The following is a 24,112-nucleotide window of genomic DNA, read 5'->3' on the forward strand; positions in this document are numbered from 1 at the left end:
CACGCACCCAGCTCGTGCTCGGCCAGCTCGGCCCCCGCAGCGCCGAGCGCATGTTCGAGCTCGGCGGCGGCTCGGCGACCTCCCGCAACAACAATTTCGACCGTCACTGGCGCAATATCCGCACTGTCCTCAACCACAATCCGCTTCTGCATAAGTCGAGGGTGGTCGGCGATTATCTCATCAACGGTACGACGACGCATCTCAAGGAAGGAAGGGTGTTCTGAAATTGACTTCGGCGCGGTTGCAATAAGTCCTGGAGGTTTACATGTTCCCGACCCTGATCTTGCCCGGTCTCAACGGCTCGCCCGAAGGACACTGGCAGCGCCATTGGGCAACGGAGCACTCCAGCGCCTCGATCGTCGAGCAGCAGGATTGGAACTGTCCCGTCATCGAGGATTGGCAGGCGGAGCTGGACAGGGCGCTTTCGGTGGTGGAAGGCGCCTTCCTCGTTGCGCATAGCCTCGGATGCCTGCTGGCGGCGAGCTATGCCGGACGCGGCAATGTGGAGAAGATACGCGGTGCCTTACTTGTCGCACCGTGCTCCCTGGAAGTGACTTTGCGGCGTCATCCCTGCATGATCGAGTTCGGGCACGAACCGCTTGCCCGGCTTCCCTTTCCAAGCCTCGTCATAGGCAGTCTGAACGATCCCTATATGAGCATGCCGGATCTCGAACGCCATGTCCGTGGCTGGGGCAGCGATCTGACAACGATCGGGTTTGCGGGACACATCAACATCGCAAGCGGTTTCGGGCGCTGGCCCGAGGCGTATTCCTTTTTCAACAGATTGAAAGGAGGAAGATCGGATGCCCACTCAAAGGGAACCAGCGCGGCGCATACCGATCGGGCCACGATCAACGCCGTCGATGGCGGCCGCCTGCCGGTGACTTAGGTTATCAAACTCCAGAAGCCGTGCTTTTTACCGTGCCGGTCCTTCAGTCCCGCGACATACGCGTGATGAGATTCGACGCTGCCGAAGTCGTCGACATGCGGGGCAAGCGATGCGCATGCCATAAGATGCTGCGCTGCATAGCGGTTGCGGCTCGACCGTGCTCTATCGAGCGTGAAGTCGATCATCGAACGCAGGACGATCGTTGCAGCAAGTGGGTGTTTCTGCGCCAGAGCGTCCGCTGCCGCCGTCATCAGCTCATAGAGATCGCCATCGAGTTCCGCCTTGCGCTTCAACACGAGCCTGGCCGCCTCGCCGATCGCTGGCCAGCGCAGGAAAAAAGTAAGGGCTCGATGGACCTCCGGAAAAGCCTGGGCATAAGCGAACGCCTTTTCCTCGGCCTCCATGTCGTCGAAGTCCGGCAGCCGGCGGATAAACGCGCGCAGGTGTACGTCGTTCAGCGAGTGCTCGAACCACTTCCATCGATCCGCTTGGGCTTCGTCCGCGCGCCCCAGGGCTTCGAGCACCTCGGTGCGGGCAAGCTGCCATTCGATCGGAGTGTCGGCATGGCCTCGTCCGTCGATGGCGTCCAATATTTCGAGCGCTTCGGCGGCTCGTCCCGCGGAAAGCAGCCGGCGGGTGATGTCCGTTGCCACCAAGGGCGACCTGCGGGTCTTTTCCGGCTGCTGGGCGATATACGCATCCACGTCGCCCTGAGCATCAGCGATTTCCTGCAAGGCGATACGTACCAGCAGTTCCTGGTGATTGCCGTAGACCTGGTCTTCGTAGATCGGCCCATTGCTGCTCCAGCCGATGACGCGGCGATCGCTCTCGGCGATCTTGTCCTCAGGCTCCTTCGACCACTGCCCCAACAGAACCTTGAGTCGTTCAAGACCGTCTCCGCCGAGCGCAGGCGCCATAGCCGCAATCAGCGGGTCATATTGGCCATAGCCGTTGTTCAGCACCGCTGCGAAGATCTTGTCGGCAAGGGCGTCCTTCTCGACGCCTGAAGACTTCGCGATCGCGCCGGCATCCGCGCACGCGTCGTGAAAGCTCTCGATGATCGAGCCGCTGCCGTCGTCGGATCTCTCAAACACCGGATCGGCAAGCGCCAGGAATTGCCAGATAAGCTCCAACGCCTCCTTCGGATCGTCGCGGGCAACGACATCGACGATCGTCTTCCGCTGCGTTTCCAGGTCCGTCTTGAGCCCCTTCACCTTGCGCCAGTTTATGAAGGTTCGGGAACGGGCGATGCTTGCGAGCCGTTTGCGCACTTCGCGGGCGACCTCGGCGCTGCTGTGGTTGCCGGCAAGCTCCATGCGAAGCCGTCGTTTGTTTGCCGCGCTGCCGGTGCTGATCTCGATCAGCAATTCGGCCAGGCGCGGCGCGCCGAGTGCTTCCAGGTTCTTCGCATTGAGTGTGGTCTTGGCTGCCATCGATTTCCGCTGTCGTTTGTACCCAACACTAGCCTCGCGGTCGATTGGCGCAAGACGGCTTGGCGTGGCCGACAGATTTTTAGACACCTGAGAAAAGGCATGCGGCTGTTTGGCTCAGAAGCAGGGATCACGGCACCGTGGCTTACCCGATCACTTGCCGCCCGCGAGGTCGAAGGCGGGGACCACGTCTCCTTTCGCGCGGAACAGTCGTTCCAGTTCCGCCAGATCCGGGCAGACCGGGACAGACTGCAGAAAAGCCGGGTCCATCTCGGTATTGGGGAGCGCGATGACCGCTGCGGCGAGCAGCGTCGTCCCTGCCTCGACCTGTCCACGGAGCTGGGGAAGAAGCGTCTTTGCGTGAATGAGATTGGTATTGGCGATCGGGCTCATGGCATGGCCCTCCCGCCTGAAGGCAGGTGAGAGGTCGATGATTGCACTTGTGTCGGTCTGACCATACCACGCCGCCAGGCCTTCGCCTCGGCTGGCGATATCGGCCTGGAAATCCGCCTGTTCAATGGCAAAGCCGCCCTCCGTCGTTTGCAGGGCACGGGGCGTGACAATGCGGTGGATACGGATATGCCAGGGATTGGCCGGCACCAGCCAGGTCTCCACTGTGACATCGCTCCAGGGTTTCCAGCGGGAATAGAGCCTGTCGCCGGCGATCAGCGCCTGCTCGAGCGTCTCGCGCATGCGGAAATGCACGCCGTCGTCGGAAAGGCCCAGCATGCCGTCAAAACTTGACGCGGCGAAATGCCGGTCGTTGGCCTCGATGTTGAAGGCATAGCGCGTGGAATAGACGAATTTCGAGTACTTCTCGTGGGCGCCGCGCATCTTGTCGTGCTGCTGGCCGGAGGCGAGGACGACCACGTTGCCGGGCGTATGCATGGCGACCATGCCTGGTTCCTTGAGCGGAACCGGATCCGTAAAGGCGGGTGCTGGCGCTTCTTCTGCCACCCAGAACGGATGGTCGGCGGGCAGAGCCAGGGGCAGAAAGAATTTCAGCGCCCAATAGGGCGAGCAGGCAGAGTTGTAGCTCTCGCTCATCAGGAGATTGGGATAACCGTAGCCGATCGACAGCACCCCGTCCCGGTCGGCGATCGGAAGCTTCGACCACCAGCGGATATGGCGCATGTAGTAGCCCTTGATCTCAGCCCAGGGCAGGGCCTCGACGCCCGCAAATGCCAATGCGCCCCAGAAGCCACCAGCAGCAAACCGGTATGTCTGGCTGCGCCCGAAGGCAAGCGCGGCGCCATCCGGGCCGAACCAGTGGCGGATATCCTGCGTAAAGACACGGGCACGCTCGCGATAGGCATCGCCGCGCATGGTGTCGCCCTTCGCGAGCACCGAATAGATCAGCGCATAAAAATGCAGGGCGAAGGGGATATAGTGATCGACGCGTTTGACCGGCCCGTCGCGATACCAGCCTTCGCCCAACCGGAAGGCCTCGGTCTCGTCGAGATATTTCTCCGTCATGGATCGGTCGAAGCTTATGCCGACGCGTGTCAGGCCGAGATCGATGAGAACTCGGAAGAATTTCCAGTTGTTGTCGATGAATTCCTTGTCGCGGGCCGACAGGAGGTAGGCTGCGACGGTTCTCTTCTCTCCCTCGCCAAGTGGATTCCAGATGTGTTCGGGCACCATGGCAAGCGCAAAACCGACCGCCGCCAGTTCCACCTGACGCTGGTCGCGGTCGGAAATGTCGCCCCAATATTCCGGATGAGACGGATCGGCGCCGTTTGCGAGGCCGCGGCGGTAGAGGTCCCAATGCGGGAAATCATGGCCTCCGGCTGCGAGCGGTACGATCCCCCAGAGCGGCCGGGCAAAACCTTCAAGATCAGCCGCAGCGCGATCGAAATGCGCGCCGGTCGCGCTCAGGCGGACCCGTGCGCCGCCTTCGGAAAAATAGGGAAGAAGCGGTTTGAACAGATCCAGCACCGCCTTGCCAAGATCATCTCGGGAAAGAAGAGGGTTTCCCCAAAGGGGATTGGCTCGGACTGGGTCGTAGATCACGGGCAAACCATTTATTTATCGAAAGAGGGACCCGCGGAGGACGTGGCCTCCGCGGGTCGGGCTGTTACTTGATGGCCTTCACGCCGTCGGTCATTTCCTTCAGGCCGTCGTCGATGGAGATGTTGTCGGTCATGATCGAGTCATGCGCGCGGTTGAGAACAACCTCGATCTTCGCGGCATTCGGATTGACGGCCATCTCCAGGAAGGACTTGCCGGACTGCAGTGCGTCCTTGCTCGCCTGATCCTGGGGGAAGCCGGGTAGGGATGCGATCTTGGCGGTGACTTCCGGCGTACGGACGGTCGGGATCGTGCCGGTGCCGGCGATGATGGCCGCACCTTCCGGGCCGGTGACGAACTTGATGAAGTCGAGCACCTCGGCCTTGTGAGCGGAGTTGGTGTTGACCGCGAGACCGGAAATCTGCGCTGCGGTTGTGCCTGCTGCAACGCCATCCGGATGCGGGAACTTCACGATCCCCCAGTTCTTGCTCTTCGACTCGCCGGAGGCGACCTTGGCGATCTGGGTGCCGACGAACCAGGTACCCATCGGCAGCATGCCGATCGTGCTGTTGAAGAACAGCGCCGAGTAGTGGGTGTTGGAGGTCTTCAGCGACGCATAGGACGGAACGACGCCGGCCTTCTGCAGGGCAAGCGCACGCTCATACCATGGCTTCAGGAAAGCGTAATCCGGCCCCGCCAGCGTCTTTTTGCCGTCGAGGATGCCCGGCAGCTGAACCGTGGAGCGCCACGTGTGGAAGAGCGCCCCGTAGGTCTTGTTGGCACCCATGCCGCCGGCGAGCTTCGTGGCGATCTGGTCGAACTGCGCCCAGGTCATGTCGTTGGTCGGGTAGGTAACCCCGGCCTTGTCGAAAATGTCCTTGTTGTAATAGACGACCCAGAAATCCGAGCGGAACGGCAGGGCATAGATCTTGCCGTCGATCTTGAGTTCGTCGACGAGGCCGCCGAACGCCGCCGGGTCGATCTTCTGTTCCGTCATGAAGCCGGAGAGGTCCGAGATCGAGCCGGCACGGACGAGGTTCGTGTAGTTCGGAACGTCCTTGACGGTGACGATGTCGATATCCTTGGAGCCGCCCGCGAGCTGCGTGGCGATCATCTGCTGGTAGTCCTGCGAACCGAGGTCCACGGACTCGAACTTGACGTTCGGATTCTTGGCCTGGTATGCGGCGATCAGCGGCTTGTAATAAGCCACCTTGTCCCAATCCCACAGCGCCCATTTGAGCGTCACGGCATTGCTCGACTGTGCGTATGCCGATCCCGCGATCGACGTTGCCATGGCGAGACCCGCCATCGCGAACCTCACCGATCTCCCGAATTTCCCCAAATACATTTCCGTTCTCCTTCCCTGAAGTGTCTCTGGATTAGATATGCTTAGCGTCACCAGCTTGCGGTTCGCGATGCGCCTGTATTGCCATTGGCAGGGCTAGAACCATGACCGCTGCCCGATGGACGCCGAATGTGACGGCGAACATTCCGAGTGAAAAGTTGAGGGTGGCCGGCATGAACACGGACACCGGATAAAAGACGATATGGGCGAGCCAGAGCGCAGCCACGAATGCAAGCGCGCCGAGCGCCGGCAGCGGACGGACGACCGACGCGACGGCTGCCAGCCGCAGCAGCACTGGCGCCGAAAGATCGCGCATCACCATCAGCACGACGAGGTGGCAGGCCACCACGACGATGAAAACCGTTGCGATCAGCGCGATCGTCAGCGGCAGGGCCAGGACGAGATTGTCTTTGGCGGCCGTCGCATAGGTGATTAGCGAATAGACGCCGAGTCCGATGGCAAGGGTGAAGGCCAGCCCCCAGGCAGTCGCGCGCCAGAAATATCGGAAAAACGCTTCGACGAAATCCCGCAGGAGATAGGCGTTGCGGTCTTCGACGAAGGCGACCGAAACGCGGGCGGTCGCAGCGATTGCAGCGGGAATGGTGACGACGAAGAGTGCGGCCAGAATGAACAGGATGTTCAATTTGACCATCTCCCACCATTCGCGCGCGACCGTATCGGCGAAAAGGGCAAGACCGGTCTTCTTCGGCGCATTCTTCGGAATGCCCGGTCCTTCCTTCGTCCACATGTTGCGCAGCCACTGCATGGCCGTTTCCTCCCGCTCGCCTAATAAAGGATCGAGCGCTCCGTTTCCTTGTCGAACAACTGCATATTGGTCGTGTCGACGACCAGCTTGACCTCGTCGCCGATCGCGCCCTTGAACCGTGGCGACACGCGCGCGATCAAGCTGCGCCCGCCGGCGACGATGTTGAGATGGATTTCCGAGCCCATCGGTTCGGCAAGTTCCATGACGGCGCTGAAGGGCGCCAGGTTTTCCGGCGCGATATCGGCCGGCGGCAATTCGTGGAAATTCTCGGGCCGGATGCCGATGACAAGCTCGCGGCCTTCGTAGGGGGCGATGCGGCTTTTGTCGAAATGCGCCGGCAATGGCAGTTCCCGCCCGTCGAACGCGGCAAAATATCTGTCGCCGCGCCGCTCGATCACGGATGGCATCATGTTCATCTGCGGTGCGCCGATGAAGCCGGCGACGAACATGTTGACCGGCCGATCGTAGAGGTTCTGCGGCGTGTCAACCTGCTGGATATGCCCGTCCTTCATCACCACGATGCGATCCGCCATGGTCATCGCCTCGATCTGGTCGTGGGTGACGTAGATGAAGGTGGCATGCAGACGCTTGTGCAGCTTGGTGATCTCGGCGCGCATGGTGCCGCGAAGCTTGGCGTCGAGATTGGACAGCGGTTCGTCCAGCAGGAAAACTGCCGGATTGCGCACCATGGCACGCCCGAGCGCGACGCGCTGGCGCTGGCCGCCGGACAGAGCCTTCGGCTTGCGGTTGAGAAGGTGCGTGATGTCGAGGATTTTTGCGGCGTCCTGAACCTGGCTGTCGATGAAATCCCGGGACACTTTCCGAAGCTGCAGGCCGAAAGCCATATTCTTGTAGACGGTCATATGCGGATAAAGCGCATAATTCTGGAAGACCATGGCGATGTCGCGGTCCTTCGACGGCACATCGTTCATCAGGTCGCCGCCGATCTGGAGCTCGCCGCCGGAGATCTCCTCCAACCCGGCGATCATCCGCAGCGTCGTCGATTTGCCGCAACCCGAAGGCCCGACGAGAATGATGAATTCCTTGTCGGCGATCTCCAGATCGATGTCATGGACAACGGTGAGGGCGCCATAGGACTTGTTCAGTTTTTTCAGTGAAATGCTGGCCATCGGATTCTCTCACCAATAGGAAGACCAGGCGCGCGAGAGGCGCGTCAGGGCTTCCATGTAATAATAGTCGCCCCAGGAGACGCACTCGTCGACGCCTTCGCCGCGGCAGGTGTTGTAGGGCGATTTTTTCGAATAGGTTCCGTTAAGGACAAGGCCGTTGGACATGGCCGGGTCCTTGACCGCGTAGTGCTCGGAAAGGCTCTTCATCATGCGCCGCGCCAGCTCGCGGTAATGCGCGGCGACATCGGCCTCGACAAGCTCGGCCATTTCGAGCAGTCCGCAGGCGACGATCGAGGCCGACGAACTATCGCGCGGCTCGCCATCTCCGTCGGAGAACACCAGATCCCAGTAGGGCACCATGTCGGACGGCAGCTTCCTCAGATAAAAATCGAGAAGCCGATCGAACGTTTTGCGATATTCGTCGATCGGCTCGTAGCGATAGGAAAGCGCCATTCCGGCAATGCCCCAGGCCTGCCCGCGCGCCCAGAAGCTGTCGTCCTTGTAGCCCTGTTTCGTCGCACCGCGCACGGGCGCACCGGTAACCGGATCCATGTAGAACGTATGATAGGTGGAATTGTCCGGCCTGACCGAATTTGCCAGCGTCGTGCGCGCATGGATGAGCGCGACGTCGCGGTATTTGTCATCACCCGTCTCGCGGCTTGCCCAATAGAGCAACGGCAGGTTCAGCAGGCAGTCGATGATGTAGCGATATTCCTCCGCGACACCCTTGCGACCCCAGGCCTGGATGAACTGGCCGATCGGCTGGAAGCGCTCGATAAGCTGGTCCGCGGCCAGGATGGCGGCCTTGCGCCCGTCCTCATCGCCCACCAGCTTCCACGCCGCGATGCAGGAGGGCGAATAGAGAAAGCCCATGTCGTGGTGGTCGGTCTCGATGCGGTTCTCGATCCGGTGCAGGAAGCTCTGCACCTGGATCTGCGCCGCATGCTGAAAAACCTTGTCGCCGGTGTGCTCGAACGCCAGCCAGATTTCTCCCGGCCAGAAACCGGCGGTCCACTGGGTATTCTCGACGGCGGGATAAAAATTGCCGACACTGGAATGGTTCTGGCACGCGTAGGTGAAGGCCGGCAGATTGCGCCGGATCTGGGCGACGGCGAGATCGAGCGCCGCCTTGACCTCGGCATCGGTGATCGGTTGGGGAGCGATCTGCGTTACAGCATTCATGACATTAACCCTTGAGGCCCGACGAGGCGACGCCTTCGACGAAGAAGCGCTGCAGCGACAGGAAGACGATCAAAACGGGAATGAGGGCGACGACCGATGCCGCCATGATCAGCCCGTATTCGGCGGAATATTGCGAGATGAACATGCGCAGGCCGATCTGGATCGTCTTCAGCTCCGTCTTGGTCAGGTAGATCATCGGACCGAGAAAGTCGTTCCAGGTGGTGACGAAAGTGAAGATGGTCAGCGTCGAAAGTGCGGGCTTCGACAGCGGCAGCATGATGCGCGCCCAGATCTGATATTCGTTCATGCCGTCGATGCGCGCCGCTTCGCAAAGCTCCGTCGGGATCGACATGTAGAACTGCCGCATGAGGAAAACGCCGAAAGCGGTGAAGGCCTGCAGGCAGATCAGCGCCAGATGGGTGTTGTTCAAGCCGAATTCGCGCATCAGCAGGAACTGCGGCACCATGTAGACCTGCCAGGGCATGGCAATGGTCGCGATATAGCCAAGGAAAAGCGTGTTCTTGTAGGGGAAATCGAGCTTGGCAAAGGCATAGGCCGCAAAACTCGACGTCAGCAGCTGAAGCAGGGTGACGATGATCGTCAGCTTCGATGTGTTGTAGATGAACAGCCCGAGCGGGATCTTCGTCCAGATGTCCACGTAGTTCTGCCACTGCGGTTGCGACGGAATCCACTCGATCGGGAATACGAAGACATCTCGGCTGAGCTTCAGCGAGGCTGACAGCATCCAGGCGAAAGGCATCAGCATCACGGCGGTGATGACGATGACCGTCGCATAGACTGCAATGCTCTTGGCGGTGACCTTGCGACCGGCAATCTTCACGGATCAATCCTCCCTCTGTCGGCGGAACTGGACGACCGTGACCGCCAGTACGAGAAAGAAAAGAACGAGCGCAATCATGCTGGAGTAACCGAGGTCCCAGGAAATGAAGGCTTCGTTGTAGATGTGATAAACGAGGACCAGCGTCGAGGTGCCGGGCCCGCCCTGGGTGATCATGTAGATCTGATCGAAGACCTTGAACGACTGGATGGTCAGCATGACCGTGACGAAGAAAGTCGTCGGCCCGAGCTGCGGCACGGTGACATAGAGAAATTTCTGCCACGAACTGGCGCCATCGAGATCGGCCGCCTCGTAGAGTTCAGAATTGATGCCCTGCAGCCCGGCGAGGTAGATAACCATGTAATAACCCATGCTCTTCCAGACGCCGAAGAGGATGACCGTCACCATCGCCCAATGCCGGTCGGCTGCCCAGCCCGGCATGTCCTTGGGGTCCAGGCCGAGCGTATAGAGGATCATGTTCACCGGTCCCATTTCGGGATTGAAGATCATGTTCCAGACCACGGCGACGGCTACCAGCGAGGCGACGTAGGGAAAGAACATCGCGGTGCGGAAGAAGTCGCGTCCGACGATCTTCTGGTTCAGCAGGATCGCCAGACCGAGCGCGCAGGCGAGCGTCGCGGGGACGGATACGACCGTATAGATGATCGTGTTCCAGAATGCGGCAATGAAGACCTTGTCTTCGAACAGCCGCCAGAAATTGTCGAGACCGGCGAAGGTGATCGCATTCGAGCCGTCCCAGTGCATGAACGCCAGCACGAAGGCGAACAAGATCGGGCCGAGCGTGAAGACGGCAAAGCCGAGGAAATTCGGGGCGATGAAGGAGTAGGCGACCAGCGCGCTCTGGATCTTGCGCCGGCGGCGCGACAACACCTTGCTCGACGGCCGGGACGCGGCCGGCGCATCACCTGCGGCGATGGTCGAATTCGATATGGACACTTTATCCCTCCTCGAACCAGGATGCTCCGATCGACGCCCAAGGGCTATCCACGGCTCGCCATCGTGTCACGAGCGTGCCGCCTCCCTACCGAGGGGATAGCACATCTCTCACATTGGTCAAACAAATTTATGGATAAATCATATGAATTCTGTAGTCATCTTAAAATACGTATGATAGGTGGCGAATGAGGTCGTTTATCGGTCGCATGGAGGAAGGTTGATGTTCAGCGAGATCGCCGGGTCGTTGCCGCCGGTTTTGGCGGACTTCATGCCCGGCGCGCCGATCGGCGACCGGGCCGCTTGGGATGCCGTATCGGATGATATGCGCTTCGCGGTCATCCGGGATGCGGAGACGGCGCTTGGTCGGCCGTGGTCGATAATCAAGGCGTCTGACTATCGCGAATATTCGCTGAACGGGAACCGCTCGCGCTTTGAAGCGCTGTATTTTTCGCGGCGACGGATGTTGAACGACCTAGTTCTCGCCGAGCTTCTCGAGGGCACGGGGCGTTTCATCGATGCGATCATCGACGGTGTCTTCCTGATCTGTGAGGAAAGCGGCTGGCAGCTACCGGCCCACAACGCGTACGAACGAGGCGGGCAGCGGTTTGCATTGCCGGATGCGGAGCAGCCGGTCATCGATCTGTTTGCGGCGGAGACGGGTGCCCTGCTGGCGACCGTGGCGGCTCTGATGAAAGATCGGCTCGACGAGGTCAGCCCGCAGATCGTCGCCCGGATCGAGCGGGAGATCCGGGTGCGCATATTGCTGCCCTATCTCGACCGGCATTTCTGGTGGATGGGCAACGGCACGGAGCGAATGAACAACTGGACGGCCTGGATAACGCAGAACGTCCTGCTTTCGGCCTTTGCCCTGAAGACGGGACAGGACCTGCGGCGGCAGGTCGCCGCAAAGGCCCTTTCCAGCCTGGACGCCTTCATCAAGGATTACGCGGAGGACGGGGCCTGCGAGGAGGGCGTGGTCTATTATCGCCATGCGGCGCTCTGCATGGCCGGGGCGATGGCCATCCTCGACAAGGTTGCGCCAGCTTCGATGACGCCGCTCTGGAAGGCGCCAAAAATCCGCAGCATGGCGGAATATATCGTCAACGTGCATGTGGCCGGCCGCCGGTATTTCAATTTTGCCGATTCCGCCGCCGTCATGGAGCCCTGCACGGTGCGCGAATATCTCTTTGGCAGGGCCGTTGGCTCCGATGTCTTGGCGGCATTTGCCGCGCACGACCGGCTGTCGTCGGAGCATGAACATCTGCCGGAGGAGTGGAACCTCTGGTACCGGGTGCAGGAACTGTTGGCAACGCCGGCAATCGGTGGACAACCGAAGCCGGCAGGCGATGTGTTCTATCCGGGAATTGGCCTGTTCGTTGCCCGCGATGATCACTTTGCGCTCGCCGTCAAAGGCGGCAACAACGGCGAAAGCCATAACCACAACGATGTCGGCAGCCTGACGGTCTATAAGGACGGCAAGCCGTTCCTGATCGACGTCGGCGTCGAAACCTACACGGCAAAAACGTTCTCTTCCGAGCGGTACGATATCTGGACCATGCAGTCGGGCTTCCACAACCTGCCGACTTTCGGCGATATCGGCCAGGCACATGGCGCGGATTTTTCGGCGCGGAATGTCCACGCTGAGTTCGCCGAAAAACAGGCGCAGATATCGCTGGATATAACGTCCGCCTATCCGGTCGAGGCCCGCGTACAATCCTATCGGCGAACCGTCACGCTTCGGCGCGGGCAGGAGATCGAGGTCGTGGATATCCACGAGGGCAGCCTGCCGGCGGTGCTTTCTCTGATGACCTGCGTCGAGCCGATCATCGACCGTGCCGTTCATTTCGACGGTCTCGGCCGCATCGACCTTGAAGGAGCCGGCGAGATCGAGGTCGAGGCAATCGATATCGACGATGCCCGCCTGCGGCTCTCCTGGCCCCCAAGGATTTATCGACTGCGCATCCCCTTTGCCGGGACCTGCCTGAAACTGCGGATCGTCTGAGGAGGACGAGCATGGAACTGACACTGAAAGTCGTGGATGTGGCGGGCGAGGTTCGCGCCAAGGCAACGGGCACGGACGAGGCGTATCTCGTTTATCGCGACAGCTACAACGAAGGCGATCAGGTCGTCGTCGAAGCGTCCGCGCCGGGGTATCTCGTGCTCGCGCTCGACGACGCGATGACGCCCGCGATCGTCTATATGAAGGGGCCGACCTATGCGCTCGGGGTCCCCTTTGGTCCCAAACGCATTCCCTATTCTCCGCGGGCCTTCGACGGCAAGATTCATAGATTATGCGTGCGCAAGGCGCGGCCGGACGAAATCGGGGCACGTCGGAACCTGGCGTTCAATCCATGGGATGATCACGCCAACGCCTCTATCTTTCCGCACGCCAAGGCGAATGTGGAGACGCGCGGGGAGGCGGTCTTTGCCGCGCGCAACGCCATCGACGGCGAAAAGGCGAACGACGATCATGGCTTCTGGCCCTACACGAGCTGGGGGATCAATCGCGATCCCGAGGCGACGCTGACGCTCGATTTCGGCCGGCCGGTGAAAATCGACGAAATCGTCCTCTACCTGCGAGCCGACTTTCCGCACGACGCCTGGTGGGAAAAAGTAAGCGTCACCTTTTCCAACGCCGAGACCGCATGTTTCTCGCTGGTCAAGACGGGGGCGGCTCAGTGTTTCCCGGTAAGGGAGCAGACCGTGGAATGGATCAGACTGCACAGCCTGATCAAGGCCGACGACCCGTCGCCCTTTCCGGCGCTGACCCAGATCGAAGTCTGGGGACGCGAGGCGGATTATGTGAATTAGCGGCGAAGGTTGCTCCCTATGATCGGTCGCGTAAAGCCTTGATCTACGGAGATGAAATGCAGATCAGGTGGCTGACGATCGGCGCCGATGATGGCCCCGCCCTGGTTGCGAGTAAAGTCAGGGGCAGGCGAGCATCGGATCGATGCACATGAGAGAAAGTGCGATCCCCTCCCCTGGACGTCCATCGGCGTTGCAGCGTGAGGAGGCCGGCGTGCAAGTGAGAAGGCCGCGTTGGATGCCGAAGCATCCGCCCCACTCGGTCCACGATAATTTCGGGAGGCAGGCGGAATGGCCTCTGCTTCTTTGCCAAACGGTCTCGCCACAGCCCCCATCTAGCCGGAACCAATATCCCGACTGGAGCTGGTGTCCTCTTTGAGTCGGTGATGACCGCTTATTTCTCGGCTCCCGCTGGCTTTGAAAATCGCACGCCAGCTCCTCCACCGTTTTCGGCGATGAACTCGAGGCCCGCATCCTGGAAGACGGATCGAAGCGCGTCAATTGTCGATTGTTTGAGTTCCGCGCCGGTTTCGAAGCGAACGACGGTGTTAGTGGAGACACCGGCTAATTTTGCTAGGTCAGCAATAGCTAATCCAAGGGCTGCACGAGCCATCCTGCATTGAACCGGCAGCATTAAAATCGCCTATTTTAGGCGAATATTGTTGATCCGCCACGATTACACGATATAGTTGGGGCCTGCATTGATGCAGTCGGCCAAAGGAAATGCGGTAACATCCCCTCTGGCCTGACCACAATCTAGCTGTTTGGAGCTTGGATCATGGCTGATTCTGAGAATAGCAGAACTTTGTCTGCAATCACCCGCCGAAAATCACCTGCGCCGTACCCGGGGGCGATGCTCACAGACGTCGTTTTGATCGGAGGCGGTTCCAATGGCCTCCTCCGGGAATAAGGATGTCTCCCCCGAGACCATGCGCAGAAACTTTCTGTCCCGTGCTGCGGCTTCGATCGCAGCCGCGCCCGCCCCGGCAGGTGCGGTGGTGCGGGCGGAGAGATCGGGGCAAGACGATCCGGTGGTATCACTTTGGAGAGATTGGCTGGTTGCCCATAGGCTCTGCGGAGAAGCCTGCCGCCAGCAGCAAAAACTTGAAACGGAGTTGCTTCGAGAACTCGGTAGTTTCCCCCGCATCAAAGTCCCACTCTCCGAAGACTGTGGTTTCATATGGGCCTATTCCGGTCGGGAGATCGACCGTCTTTTGCCGAACGCTGATCAGGATGAAATGCGGCGGCAAGCGAGGGCCGCGTTGGCGGCAAGCCGGAGCGAATGGAAGAAGGCGGACAGGCGGGTCGGATATACCCGGGCGAAAAAAGCAGAGGAGGAGATCGCAGATGTCGAGGAGGCTTTGGCAAAGGAATTGTGGAGCGCGGTGCCTCAATCTGTCGCCGGCGCCGCGGTGAAGCTGCATTCCCTCCTGGAAATGGAGGATCCACGCTCTGCCCTAGAGGAAGCGCCGTGGCCGGAGCTGCGGACGATCCTTGCCGATCTTGTGCGGGTTTGTGCAGGTCCGCCTGCGATGCAAGTAAAAGAATAAATAAGAGGGGGAAGATGACCCGGACCGGTTTCAGGCCTTAGAGGCGAGCCGCTCTTTGTCGGGTCGGGCCTCTGGCGCGTCAGTGATGAGCGAGACACCAACACATCCCCTGAGGGGCGGACGAAAGCCGACTGGCGCAGGGCGATCTCAGATGCTCGGCGCTCCTTCGATTCCAGACGCCTTCGAGCTTGAGCTTGGCGAAGGCGGATGATTTGCGGGAGCCGTTCGGCCCACCGAGGATAATGCACGACAGTTCCGGCATGAAGCGATTACTGCCTCATGGAAGCATGCGCCGGTTCTTCGTATTTCTGTTCCGCCCGATCCTTGGCCTCGGTTTCGAGATCCTTGGCAGAGATCGGCAGACCGAGGAGACGGCTCTCGGCAAGAGCTTCCCGACCGATCTGCATCAGGGCTTCGTAGCGTCACCAGCATCCCTTGTCGAGGATGTCGATCCAGCCACGGCCGTCTTCGGTTAGGTCGCGGCCGCAGTCGAGCTCGACGATCTCCGAACGGCGTAGGCCGCCGGCAAAGCCGATCAGCAGCATGGCCCGGTCACGTAAGCCGCCCCATCACGTGCACCAAAGCTCATCGATCCACCGAAAGCCATCACTATCGTCAGCATGGTCGGCGCCATTCCGGACCTGTTGTCATAGGCCACCGCATCGATGACTGCGAAGACCGATCTTTTCCAGCAATTGGTTCAAAGCCGGCTTATTGGATGGAAATGGATGGATTAATGGATGCCGTTGTGCCATATCCTTTGTGGATGGAAATGGATGGACTAATGGATGCCGGCGCTCGATCTATTCAAACTGCGCATCACGCCTGAAATCCTGTCGCTGATCGCCGAGATTGACGAGTTCAAAGGCGCCTGGCGAGCGTTGGGACGGATCGCGCCCGACCGACTGTCCAGCCTGCGCCGGGTTGCAACGATCGAGAGCATCGGATCGTCAACCCGTATCGAGGGAGCAAAACTGAACGACCGCGAGGTCGAGAGGCTACTCTCGAATCTGCGCATCGGCTCTTTCACCAGCCGTCACGAACAGGAAGTCGCAGGCTATGCCGAGGTGATGGAAACTATCTTTTCCGCTTTCGAAGAGATCTCCCTGAACGAAAACCATATCCGCCAACTCCATCGGGACCTGCTCATTCACTCGACCAAGGATGAGCGGCATCGGGGAAGTTGGAAGACGCTCTCCAACAATGTCGAAGCGTTCGACGAAGACGGCCATAGCCTTGGCATCGTCTTTGCGACGGCATCGCCTTTCGATACGCCGGGCCGGATGGCCGACCTGGTGGCCTGGCAACAGGCTCAGGAGAAGGATGGTACGTTTCATCCGTTGCTCATCGTGGCGGTTTTTGTCGTCGTTTTTCTCGAGATCCATCCATTTCAGGACGGCAATGGCCGGCTCTCGCGCGCCTTGACCACCTTGCTCCTGCTTCGGGCCGGTTATTCCTATGTGCCCTATAGCTCCCTCGAAAGCGTCATCGAGCAAAACAAGGAAGCGTATTATCTTGCTCTGCGACGGACACAGGGCACGATCCGAACCGATGAGCAGGATTGGAATCCGTGGGTCGAGTTCTTCCTGCGAAGCCTGCAGCGGCAGAAACAGCGGCTGGAGCGCAAGATCGAACGCGAGCGCATCCTTCTTGGTGATCTGCCGGAGCTGTCCATCGCAATTCTCGAATTGGCCCGCGAGCGTGGAAGAGTGACCGTGATGGACGCGGCCAAGGCCACAGGCGCAAGCAGAAATACCGTCAAGGATCATCTGCGCGCATTAAACGAGCAGGGACATCTAACCCTTCATGGAGCGGGCCGCGGTACCTGGTACGGCCTGAGCTGACCAAGAAAATGAATGGCGGACCGCCAGTGAGCTAAAATTGGCGTTAACGGGACCCCGGGGTGCGGTCCGATCGTCCCCCGGCCTTCGCTACTGCCATCGAGGCTGTGAATCAGCGTCGATGGTTGACCCCTATGATCGGTCCCGCAGAGCCTTGATCTACTGAGATGAAATGCAGATCGGGTGTGGTCACGATCGTCGCCGATGATGTCTCCGCCCTCGTTGCGAGTTTGCAAGTTAAGTCAGGCGCTTGCCGCATTTTCAAACGATCAACCTTCGGTGCTGTTCACAGCGGATTGGGGCCCAAGAGCCGGGCCGGCCATGCGGCTGGCCTACTGGAGCATCAGCTTGAAAACGCTTTGAAATCCCTCAGCACATCCCGATAGCGGATCTGGCTGCCTCTCAGGTGGTCGCGCATGGCATTGCGCGCCGCTTCCTCGTTGCGATCGGAGATCGCCACGACGATCGCTTCATGTTCCGTATGGATCATGCGGCGGTAGGCGGACTGTTCTCCGGACCGTTCGCCGGGCGTCGCCCTCGATTGCGGAATGGCCGCGGTGCCGTGAAATTCCAGATGCTGCCGGAACAGCGGATTGTTCGTGGCGTCGGCGATGGCGAAATGCAGCGCAAGATCCGCCTCACGGATCGATTCATTCTGCTCGATGCATTGCAGAATATGCCGATGACAATCGAAGATTGCCTCTTCCTGCGCCGGCGACCGGCGCATCGCCGCCAGACCGGCAGCCTCGATCTCAAGCGGAGCCCGCACCTCGAGCACCTCCAGATCGGACGATACGCGCGCCCGGTCGATTTTCCGGCCGGAAGGAGCGGAAGTCTCCTGGCTGAGCACATAAATTCCCGCGCCTTGGCGCACTTCGACAAGCCCGTCCGATCTGAGCGCCGCGACCGCTTCGCGGACCACAGTCCGGCTTACGCCGTGGGTTTCCGTCAGTTCGGCTTCGCTTGGGAGTTTGTCGCCGGGCGAGTACTGACCGCTGGCAATTGCCGTCCGAAGACTTTCGCCGACCCGTGACACCAGCGATCCCGATCCCTTGTTCCGATCCTTGATCTGGGTTGTCACGCTCAATCCCCGCTGCAACGACGCGACGCGTCCGCGCCGTATTCATCACACGTGTATGACAAATTCAGGCTCATATCAATGCGGGAGTGAATTCCATTTGCGTTGAGAGGCATTGATCGGCGTCGGCGGAGATCGAAAACAAAAGCTGGACGCTTAAATTCGTCTGCTGTATTTCGTCAACTCGGCGAGTGTCAAAAATTGGTATGATGACATCGGCCATCGCTTTCCGACCCTGTCGGCCTTTTCGAGCATGAAGCCGGCGTGCAAACGAGTGACGAGATGCGGACAGATCCAGAAGTTCCCGAATCCGAGTTGGATCGGGAAGCCAGGCTGCAATTCCTCACCTGGGAACGCAGGCCTGCGGATATTCAAAGCGATCTGCAAAAGAGGCTGAAGGAAAAACTGGCGCGGTCCGCCGGGGCGCGGATCGCAGACAGCGCTTACATCGCAAGCGAGGCCCGCATTTTCACATCATCCCTGATCCTCGGCGATCGTTCCTGGATTGCGGGGCACGCCCTCGTGCGGGGAGACGTGGAAATCGGCGCCCATTGTTCGGTCAACCCCTACGCATGCATCTCCGGAAAGGTCCGGTGCGGAAACGGCGTGCGTATTGCCTCGCTGGTGTCGATCGTCGGTTTCAATCATGGCTTCGACGATCCGCACATCCCGATCAACGATCAGCCTCATGAGACGCGCGGCATTACGATCGGCGATGATGTCTGGATCGGTGCCAATGCGGTCATTCTGGACGGCGTGACGATCGGTAGGGGTGCGGTTATCGCCGCCGGGGCTGTTGTCACCAAGGACATTCCAGATCTGGCAATCGCGGCGGGGGTGCCGGCCAAAGTCGTGCGCCGTCGTGGGGAAACGACAGCCGCTGGAAAATCGCGTCGTGCGGAGGTGAAGCAGGCGCTGCTGCGGATCAGCAAGGTGGCGGAAGCTGAGTGGCGGGATGTGCTGGAACAGCATCTGACACCGGACGGCTATCTGTCGATGGACGCCGACGGCATCGCGCGCATGAGCGTCAGGCATGAATGCGATGCGATCGAGATCGCCGCCGGTTTTGGAGAACAGCCTGCGGGGAATGAGGCGAAGGCGATCATCGATCGTCTGCAGGCGCTGCAGGACCCGGCGACCGGCTTCTTTCCCGATCCGTTTCGGCCCCCTGACCCTGCGAAGAACATCCGCGATGATTCTCCTTCTCTCTATAACGTGCTGGCGGTCGGTTATGCGCTGGAGATACTCGGCGCCCACCCGTCTCACCCGATCTCCGGCGTCGAAATGGACGCCGTTGCGTTATGCGACTGGCTGGAGGCCTTGCCTTGGAGCACCCGCGCATGGTGGTGCGGCGACCGGGTGGACGCTATCGCCACTGCGCTCTATTTCAACGCGCGGTATTTCAGGAGCGGCAGGGGCAAGGAAATCCTCTTTGGCTGGCTGACCACCCATGCCGATCGTTCGACCGGGTTATGGGGAAAACCGACCGCGGAACAAGGGCTACTGCAACCGGTCAACGGCTTTTATCGCCTCACCCGTGGAGCCCATGCCCAGTTCGGCATTCCTGTTCCTTTTCCCGAAGCCGCGATCAACTCCGTTATTTTGCATTACCGAAACAATGGTGGTTTTTCCGGCCCAACCTATACGGCCTGCAATCTGCTCGACACGGTCCATCCGCTTTGGCTGTGCCTCAAACAAACGGATTTCATGCGCAGCCACGCGGAAACCGTGGCCGAAGACATCATCCTGCAATCGCCGGACCGGTGGCAGCCGAAACGAGGTTTTGCCTTCGCCGACGGCCAGGCAGGAAGCTTGCAGGGTACCGAGATGTGGCTTGCGGCGCTGCACCTTGCTGCGGACCTGTTGGGCATTGCCGAACAATTCGCTTTCGTTCCAAAGGGGGTGCATCGGACGCGGCCGGCGGGAATGGGGCTGTAGCCATCTGAAGCGCCATTGCCGCTCATTAACGGAACCGCGGTGGTCGCGGCGGAGAGTTCGAGTGGATCTCATGGGCAGGGGCGTGCTTTCCCAGCAGCCTCAGCATCTTCCTCTCGTCTTCCGGCCTCATCCCATTCTTCCGGCAGTGTTCTGCGACATCGTGATCACGCGGCCCAGGGATCCTGACCTGTCGATTGCTGTCCTTTTTCATGGCCGTTTTCCTCCTGGCTACACAACGATCCGGGCTCGTGAATGTTCGCTGGGAGTGGCAAAAATTGAACTTAAGCGGCCAACCCCGACTTGTCGGGGGGAGGAGAACATTGTTTCCGCCCGTCCGGTCTCGGAGACGTAATGCCCGGTCATCGCAGCCGGCGTGACCAAGAAAAAAAGCCCCTCTGCAGAACAGAAGGGCCTTTCTCATTTCAACGCCAGTCCCGGCGATCGCGCCAGTAACCTCGACCTTCCCAGCGCGGCGGTCCCCGGTCGTCCCATCGATCACGACGGTCCCACCGATGGCTATAATAGCGCGGCGGCGGTGGCGGGCGCCAGCGGTTGGGGCGGCAATCGCCCCACGGGTTCATGTGGTAACCACGGCCGCAAGCCCAGTCGACTTTTTCGGCGATTGGCTTCGTGGGGACGACAATGTCGCCAATTGGCATGGCGTTCGCCACGCCGCCGAACAGACAAGCTGCGGCCAGACTGGCCGCCAAGATAATCCTGCGCATCGGTTTCCTCCAGAGTGCACACGGTGACAGATTGCGGCAAGGTCGTTGAACCGTTGCTGAAGTCCGTATTCATCTGTGCTTCAGCTTCTCTGTGGTCGCTTCCGCGCCGCCTTAAGCTGAAACGCCCTGGAAAAGATCTGCTACCTTGGCCCCGCTTCAGCGATCACGTGAGCGGTCCCGGCCGTAGTCGCGAGAGTCGGAATCGTACGAAGAGTTTCCTCGTTGCAGCCGGTCCAGCACCTGCAGGAGAAGATCCGCGCAATCCTTCGTCGGTTCGCCGTCGGCGCAACGCAGGTCGATCGTGGTCCGGCCGTTCTCGATGCGGAACCGCGCGCCCCGCTCCCGTGGCGGTGAACGGTCTGCCATGGGTGCCATCCGCCATTCGTTTCCGTCCCTGTCTGCGTCAAGTTCTCGAGTGACAGGCGACGGCGCCTTCGGGGAGCGATCTGCCTCAGCCGGCGGTGGTGCGCCAGGAGACGCATTGGGCGTCTCCTGCGCTAACGTGAAGTTAGCCGACAGCGAAAGAACGGCTGCGGCCGTTATCACCAGAAGTTTCATGTCGTGACCTCCGATTGCGGATGGCCAACAACAATCACCGGCTTGGTTTGTTCCAGGCGCCCCTGGTACAGAGAAGTTGCAACGCTCCGAACTCACCAGGATGTCGGCATAGCTGTCATTTGGGGGACCAGGTTATGCAGATGCCTTCACACGATCAGGCCCTTTACTGCCTGAACACCGTCCGAGCCGGGGAAAACCACGTCGCGGAGATGGTTGGCGTTCGCGCCGAGCAGATCGGTTGCGACACCCTTGATAATCGCCCGGATGTCGGTGGTTGGCGCAAGGTCGCGGCCGTCGCGCAATTGCGCTTCCTTCAATCCGGGCCAGTCGGTGATGACCCGGCCGCCGCGGATCGCTCCACCGGCAAGAAAGGCTGTCGTGCCCGTGCCATGGTCGGTGCCTTCGGTTCCGTTGATGCGGGCCGTCCGGCCGAACTCCGTCGCGACGAGGATCGCGGTATCCTTCCAGACCGGGCCGAGCTCCTGCTCGAACGCGGCGAGCGCGTTGTCGAGGCCAGTCAGCAATTTTGCCAGCCGATCGGTTTCCTGAGCGTGGGTATCCCATCCCTCGAAAGCCAGAGCCGCGACGCGGGGGCCTTCAGGATGGGCGATCAGCCGTGCAGCGCCTCTCGCCATCTGTTCCATGCCGTTCGGGTCTCCCGGACCTCCGCGCGCCTTGATGTCGATGCCGGAAGCGATTTTCCCGGTGTCGATCCCTTCCTGGAGAAGGCGGGCGAGAACCGGATCCTTCTGCCCGTAAAGATCGGCCAGACGGGGAGCGAGATCGCCGTCCGCCGGTTTCAGGATGGAAGGCGCCCAACCGAGCACCGGCGCCTTGCCGCGGATGAGGAGCGCCGCAGTCGTTCCGACCGACAGCCCCCGCACGCGTTCGGTGGCGCCTGGCGCCACCCTTTCACCCGGCGGCAATCCTTCGAGCAATCTATTGAGCCAGCCGGTTTCGACATGGCCCGGCGACGGAAAGCCGGATTCCAGGACGTCCTGCCCGTCGAAATGCGAGCGGTCTCTATAGGCGGACGCACTGGCATGCACGACGGCGGCCTGCCCGGCGCGGAAAAGACGCTGAAAGTTGCGCATCGAAGGATGCAGGGCGAAGAAGCCGTCAAGCGGCAGTGCCGCATTGGCTCCATCGACCCGCATGGCGCTCTGTTGCCTCAATGCTTCATAGTCCGGATCGCCGATTGGCGGGACCGCCGTCAGCCCATCCAGCGCACCGCGCAGAATGATCGTCACGAAACGCGGGTCCCGCCCGCCGGCGGCATGGGCGAAGCGGGGCATGAAGGCCCAGGCGAAGAGCGCGCCGGAAGCGCCCAGAACGGCACGACGGGTCGGGGAAATTTGTTCGCACAACATGATCAACGCCTCTGAAATTCGGGGGAAAGGAATGCGATCGACAGGCCCTGGGCCTTGGTTTCGGCCCGCGCCACCGCCTGCAGCGTTTCAGCAGAAAGAAGCAGTCCCAACCGGTCCTTGACGAATTCTCTCGGATCCGTGGTCCCGCTTGCCTGATGGGCGAAAATGCTGGCGGCGTCGATCCGGGTGGCAAGACCTTCAGACGAAGCCCAGCCATCCGTGACATCGGAGAAACCGTTCGGGCCGGAAGGGTTCCAGAATGGCTGACCGAGCGCGTTGAGGGTGGACATGATCTGCTCGGGTTTTGGCCTGAGACCTGTTGCCCGGATCATCGCCACCACGTAGTCGAGCGGCGGTCGCATCTTGGACAATTCAGGGTTCCAGGCTTCCTCGCTGTCGATCAGCGCCTTGTAGACGGCAGAAAGGTCGCCGTGTGTCTTCGTGTAAGCCGCAGCGACTTTGCGGACGATGCCGGCCGGTGGCTCGTCCGCCACGAAATGTCGAACGAGCTTGAAGGCGATGTGTTTGGCCGTGGCTGGGTGGCGGGCGAGGTCGCGAAGTGCGGAACGCCCCTGTTCCACGCCGTCCTCGGCATAGGTCATCCCCATCACCGGATGGTCGCCGGGCTCGTGCGCAGAGCTATTGAAGACGAAACTTCCCATCGGGCCGGGACGTTTTTCGTCGCGGTAGATCGTCCAGCCGGTGATGATACGCGCAAGCGATGTCACGTCGGCCTGATCGTAACCGCCATTTACCCCCAGCGTGTGCAACTCCATGATCTCGCGGGCGAGGTTTTCGTTGAGCCCACGTTTTCCGTTCTTGTTGGCCTGCGAATTCGGGCCGATCGATTGATGGTTATCGAGGAAATACAGCATGGCCGGATGGCTCTCGACCGCAAGCAGCATGTCTTCGAAGCGGCCGAAGACATGCGGGCGTATCGCTTCGCGTTCGAAGGCTCCGGCCATGATATGCACGTCGCCGCCCTTGCCGGTGGCAATTGCGAAATGGTTTGCCCAAAACATCGCGAGCCGTTCGCCGAAACCGATCAACGGCTGGTGTATCGTGCCGTTGAACCGGGCATCAGCCTCGGCAATGAGGATCTGCTGGGGAAGATACGGGCGTTTCGAAGCCGGTGTTGCTTTCTTGTCCGGTTGCGAGGATGGAGCTGCCATCGCCCCCGGATCCATCATGCCGCCGGTGGGGCGGGTTGCCACCATGGCGTTGCCGGCGGCTGTTGCGACCGGCTGCGGACCGGGCATTGGCGCCGCGGCAGGACGGTCGCGCTCGGCCTGAATTTCCTTGTTGTACTCGATCAGGGACATCAGCAGGTCGGCGCTGGAACGCAGTGCCGGCCCGACGGGCGTCGGCGTATAACATTCAACCACCTCCTGCCGCAGAAGATCGCGGGGGTCGTCCTTGATCGCCTGCAGATCGCCTTCGCGCGCGCCGAGGCCAAAGCGCCAAAGTGTCAGGGCGGCGTCAATGTCTTTGGAATTGGCCATAACCGATACGAACTCCGTTTCGTCATAGGCTCTTTAACGGCGGCAGGCGGCAAATCCGTCGCTTTCCAAATGTGGTCATTTCGTGGCTGGACGCGGAGCCTCGCGCGCCAGCAGCCCCTCGGCCAGCCGCCGGCGGGCTTCGAGAGGCAGTCCCTGCGCAAAGTCCACGGCCCGGTCTTCGGTGGCGGCGCGCAC

The 24,112-nt window shown here is 60.6% G+C and carries 22 protein-coding genes and 2 pseudogenes; 7 read left to right on the forward strand and 17 right to left on the reverse strand.

Annotated features, from left to right (window positions below; genetic code table 11):
* Window positions 1–224, forward strand: a pseudogene (locus MOV61_RS17255) (acyl-CoA dehydrogenase); the annotation flags it as partial.
* Between the two features lie 41 nt (window positions 225–265).
* Complete coding sequence (locus MOV61_RS17260; protein ID WP_247137456.1) at window positions 266–889, forward strand: alpha/beta hydrolase; 624 nt, start codon at window positions 266–268, stop codon at window positions 887–889.
* Here MOV61_RS17260 and MOV61_RS17265 read toward each other — a convergent pair.
* From MOV61_RS17265 to MOV61_RS17300, 8 genes are all read right to left on the reverse strand, one after another.
* On the reverse strand, window positions 886–2,322 hold the full coding sequence (locus MOV61_RS17265) for a DUF6880 family protein (protein WP_247137457.1): 1,437 nt from the start codon (window positions 2,320–2,322) through the stop codon (window positions 886–888). The genes MOV61_RS17260 and MOV61_RS17265 overlap by 4 nt on opposite strands.
* 150 nt (window positions 2,323–2,472) lie before the next feature.
* Entirely contained in the window at window positions 2,473–4,332 is a 1,860-nt protein-coding gene (locus MOV61_RS17270) for a DUF2264 domain-containing protein (protein ID WP_247137458.1), read from the reverse strand.
* Between the two features lie 64 nt (window positions 4,333–4,396).
* Entirely contained in the window at window positions 4,397–5,677 is a 1,281-nt protein-coding gene (locus MOV61_RS17275; protein WP_247137459.1) for a sugar ABC transporter substrate-binding protein, read from the reverse strand.
* A 31-nt stretch (window positions 5,678–5,708) separates the two neighbouring features.
* Entirely contained in the window at window positions 5,709–6,440 is a 732-nt protein-coding gene (locus MOV61_RS17280) for a DUF624 domain-containing protein (protein WP_247137460.1), read from the reverse strand.
* A 20-nt stretch (window positions 6,441–6,460) separates the two neighbouring features.
* Window positions 6,461–7,570 carry an ABC transporter ATP-binding protein gene (locus MOV61_RS17285; protein ID WP_247137461.1) on the reverse strand — a complete coding sequence of 370 codons (1,110 nt, stop codon included), beginning with the start codon at window positions 7,568–7,570 and terminating at the stop codon, window positions 6,461–6,463.
* A gap of 9 nt (window positions 7,571–7,579) precedes the next feature.
* Window positions 7,580–8,752 carry a glycoside hydrolase family 88 protein gene (locus MOV61_RS17290; RefSeq protein ID WP_247137462.1) on the reverse strand — a complete coding sequence of 391 codons (1,173 nt, stop codon included), beginning with the start codon at window positions 8,750–8,752 and terminating at the stop codon, window positions 7,580–7,582.
* A gap of 4 nt (window positions 8,753–8,756) precedes the next feature.
* Window positions 8,757–9,593: a carbohydrate ABC transporter permease gene (locus MOV61_RS17295; protein ID WP_040125532.1), complete on the reverse strand. Its 837-nt coding sequence runs from the start codon at window positions 9,591–9,593 to the stop codon at window positions 8,757–8,759.
* A gap of 3 nt (window positions 9,594–9,596) precedes the next feature.
* A complete protein-coding gene (locus MOV61_RS17300) occupies window positions 9,597–10,547 on the reverse strand; it encodes a carbohydrate ABC transporter permease (RefSeq protein ID WP_247137463.1) in 951 nt (316 codons plus the stop codon).
* Between the two features lie 220 nt (window positions 10,548–10,767).
* On the opposite strand from MOV61_RS17300, the gene MOV61_RS17305 reads away from it, so the two are divergent.
* Together MOV61_RS17305 and MOV61_RS17310 are read left to right on the forward strand one after the other, a co-directional pair.
* The gene (locus MOV61_RS17305) at window positions 10,768–12,549 is read left to right on the forward strand and encodes a heparinase II/III family protein (protein WP_247137464.1); all 1,782 of its coding nucleotides are present in this window, start codon (window positions 10,768–10,770) and stop codon (window positions 12,547–12,549) included.
* Window positions 12,550–12,560: 11 nt separating this feature from the next.
* On the forward strand, window positions 12,561–13,358 hold the full coding sequence (locus MOV61_RS17310; RefSeq protein WP_247137465.1) for a discoidin domain-containing protein: 798 nt from the start codon (window positions 12,561–12,563) through the stop codon (window positions 13,356–13,358).
* Between the two features lie 391 nt (window positions 13,359–13,749).
* On the opposite strand, the gene MOV61_RS17315 is transcribed toward MOV61_RS17310, so the two are convergent.
* Entirely contained in the window at window positions 13,750–13,989 is a 240-nt protein-coding gene (locus tag MOV61_RS17315; protein ID WP_247137466.1) for a helix-turn-helix domain-containing protein, read from the reverse strand.
* A gap of 256 nt (window positions 13,990–14,245) precedes the next feature.
* On the opposite strand from MOV61_RS17315, the gene MOV61_RS17320 reads away from it, so the two are divergent.
* The gene (locus MOV61_RS17320; RefSeq protein ID WP_247137467.1) at window positions 14,246–14,905 is read left to right on the forward strand and encodes a hypothetical protein; all 660 of its coding nucleotides are present in this window, start codon (window positions 14,246–14,248) and stop codon (window positions 14,903–14,905) included.
* 269 nt (window positions 14,906–15,174) lie between these two features.
* Here the strand turns inward: MOV61_RS17320 and MOV61_RS17325 are convergent, their stop codons facing one another.
* Window positions 15,175–15,312, reverse strand: a complete 138-nt coding sequence (locus MOV61_RS17325; protein WP_173426782.1) for a hypothetical protein — start codon at window positions 15,310–15,312, stop codon at window positions 15,175–15,177.
* Window positions 15,313–15,336: 24 nt separating this feature from the next.
* Window positions 15,337–15,468, reverse strand: a pseudogene (locus MOV61_RS17330) (integrase); the annotation flags it as partial.
* 225 nt (window positions 15,469–15,693) lie between these two features.
* On the opposite strand from MOV61_RS17330, the gene MOV61_RS17335 reads away from it, so the two are divergent.
* Complete coding sequence (locus tag MOV61_RS17335) at window positions 15,694–16,749, forward strand: Fic family protein (protein ID WP_247137468.1); 1,056 nt, start codon at window positions 15,694–15,696, stop codon at window positions 16,747–16,749.
* 340 nt (window positions 16,750–17,089) lie between these two features.
* On the opposite strand, the gene MOV61_RS17340 is transcribed toward MOV61_RS17335, so the two are convergent.
* Window positions 17,090–17,827, reverse strand: a complete 738-nt coding sequence (locus tag MOV61_RS17340; protein ID WP_247137469.1) for a FadR/GntR family transcriptional regulator — start codon at window positions 17,825–17,827, stop codon at window positions 17,090–17,092.
* 279 nt (window positions 17,828–18,106) lie between these two features.
* Between MOV61_RS17340 and MOV61_RS17345 the strand changes: the two genes are divergently transcribed.
* Window positions 18,107–19,762: a DapH/DapD/GlmU-related protein gene (locus tag MOV61_RS17345; RefSeq protein ID WP_247137470.1), complete on the forward strand. Its 1,656-nt coding sequence runs from the start codon at window positions 18,107–18,109 to the stop codon at window positions 19,760–19,762.
* Window positions 19,763–19,787: 25 nt separating this feature from the next.
* Here MOV61_RS17345 and MOV61_RS30485 read toward each other — a convergent pair whose 3' ends face one another.
* The 5 genes from MOV61_RS30485 to MOV61_RS17360 all read right to left on the reverse strand — a co-directional run bounded on the left by MOV61_RS30485 (window position 19,788) and on the right by MOV61_RS17360 (window position 23,917).
* Window positions 19,788–19,973: a hypothetical protein gene (locus MOV61_RS30485; protein ID WP_040125526.1), complete on the reverse strand. Its 186-nt coding sequence runs from the start codon at window positions 19,971–19,973 to the stop codon at window positions 19,788–19,790.
* A 211-nt stretch (window positions 19,974–20,184) separates the two neighbouring features.
* Window positions 20,185–20,487 (reverse strand): GCG_CRPN prefix-to-repeats domain-containing protein, encoded by a 303-nt coding sequence (locus MOV61_RS30600; protein ID WP_408962395.1) that lies wholly within the window; start codon window positions 20,485–20,487, stop codon window positions 20,185–20,187.
* Between the two features lie 156 nt (window positions 20,488–20,643).
* Window positions 20,644–21,045, reverse strand: a complete 402-nt coding sequence (locus MOV61_RS17350; RefSeq protein ID WP_247137471.1) for a hypothetical protein — start codon at window positions 21,043–21,045, stop codon at window positions 20,644–20,646.
* 146 nt (window positions 21,046–21,191) lie between these two features.
* Window positions 21,192–22,415 (reverse strand): DUF1501 domain-containing protein, encoded by a 1,224-nt coding sequence (locus MOV61_RS17355; RefSeq protein WP_247137472.1) that lies wholly within the window; start codon window positions 22,413–22,415, stop codon window positions 21,192–21,194.
* A gap of 2 nt (window positions 22,416–22,417) precedes the next feature.
* Window positions 22,418–23,917, reverse strand: coding sequence for a DUF1800 family protein (locus MOV61_RS17360; RefSeq protein ID WP_247137473.1), 1,500 nt, complete (start codon window positions 23,915–23,917; stop codon window positions 22,418–22,420).
* Between the last annotated feature and the right edge of the window lie 195 nt (window positions 23,918–24,112).

The organism is Neorhizobium sp. BETTINA12A, from assembly GCF_023006485.1.
GTDB lineage: Bacteria > Pseudomonadota > Alphaproteobacteria > Rhizobiales > Rhizobiaceae > Neorhizobium.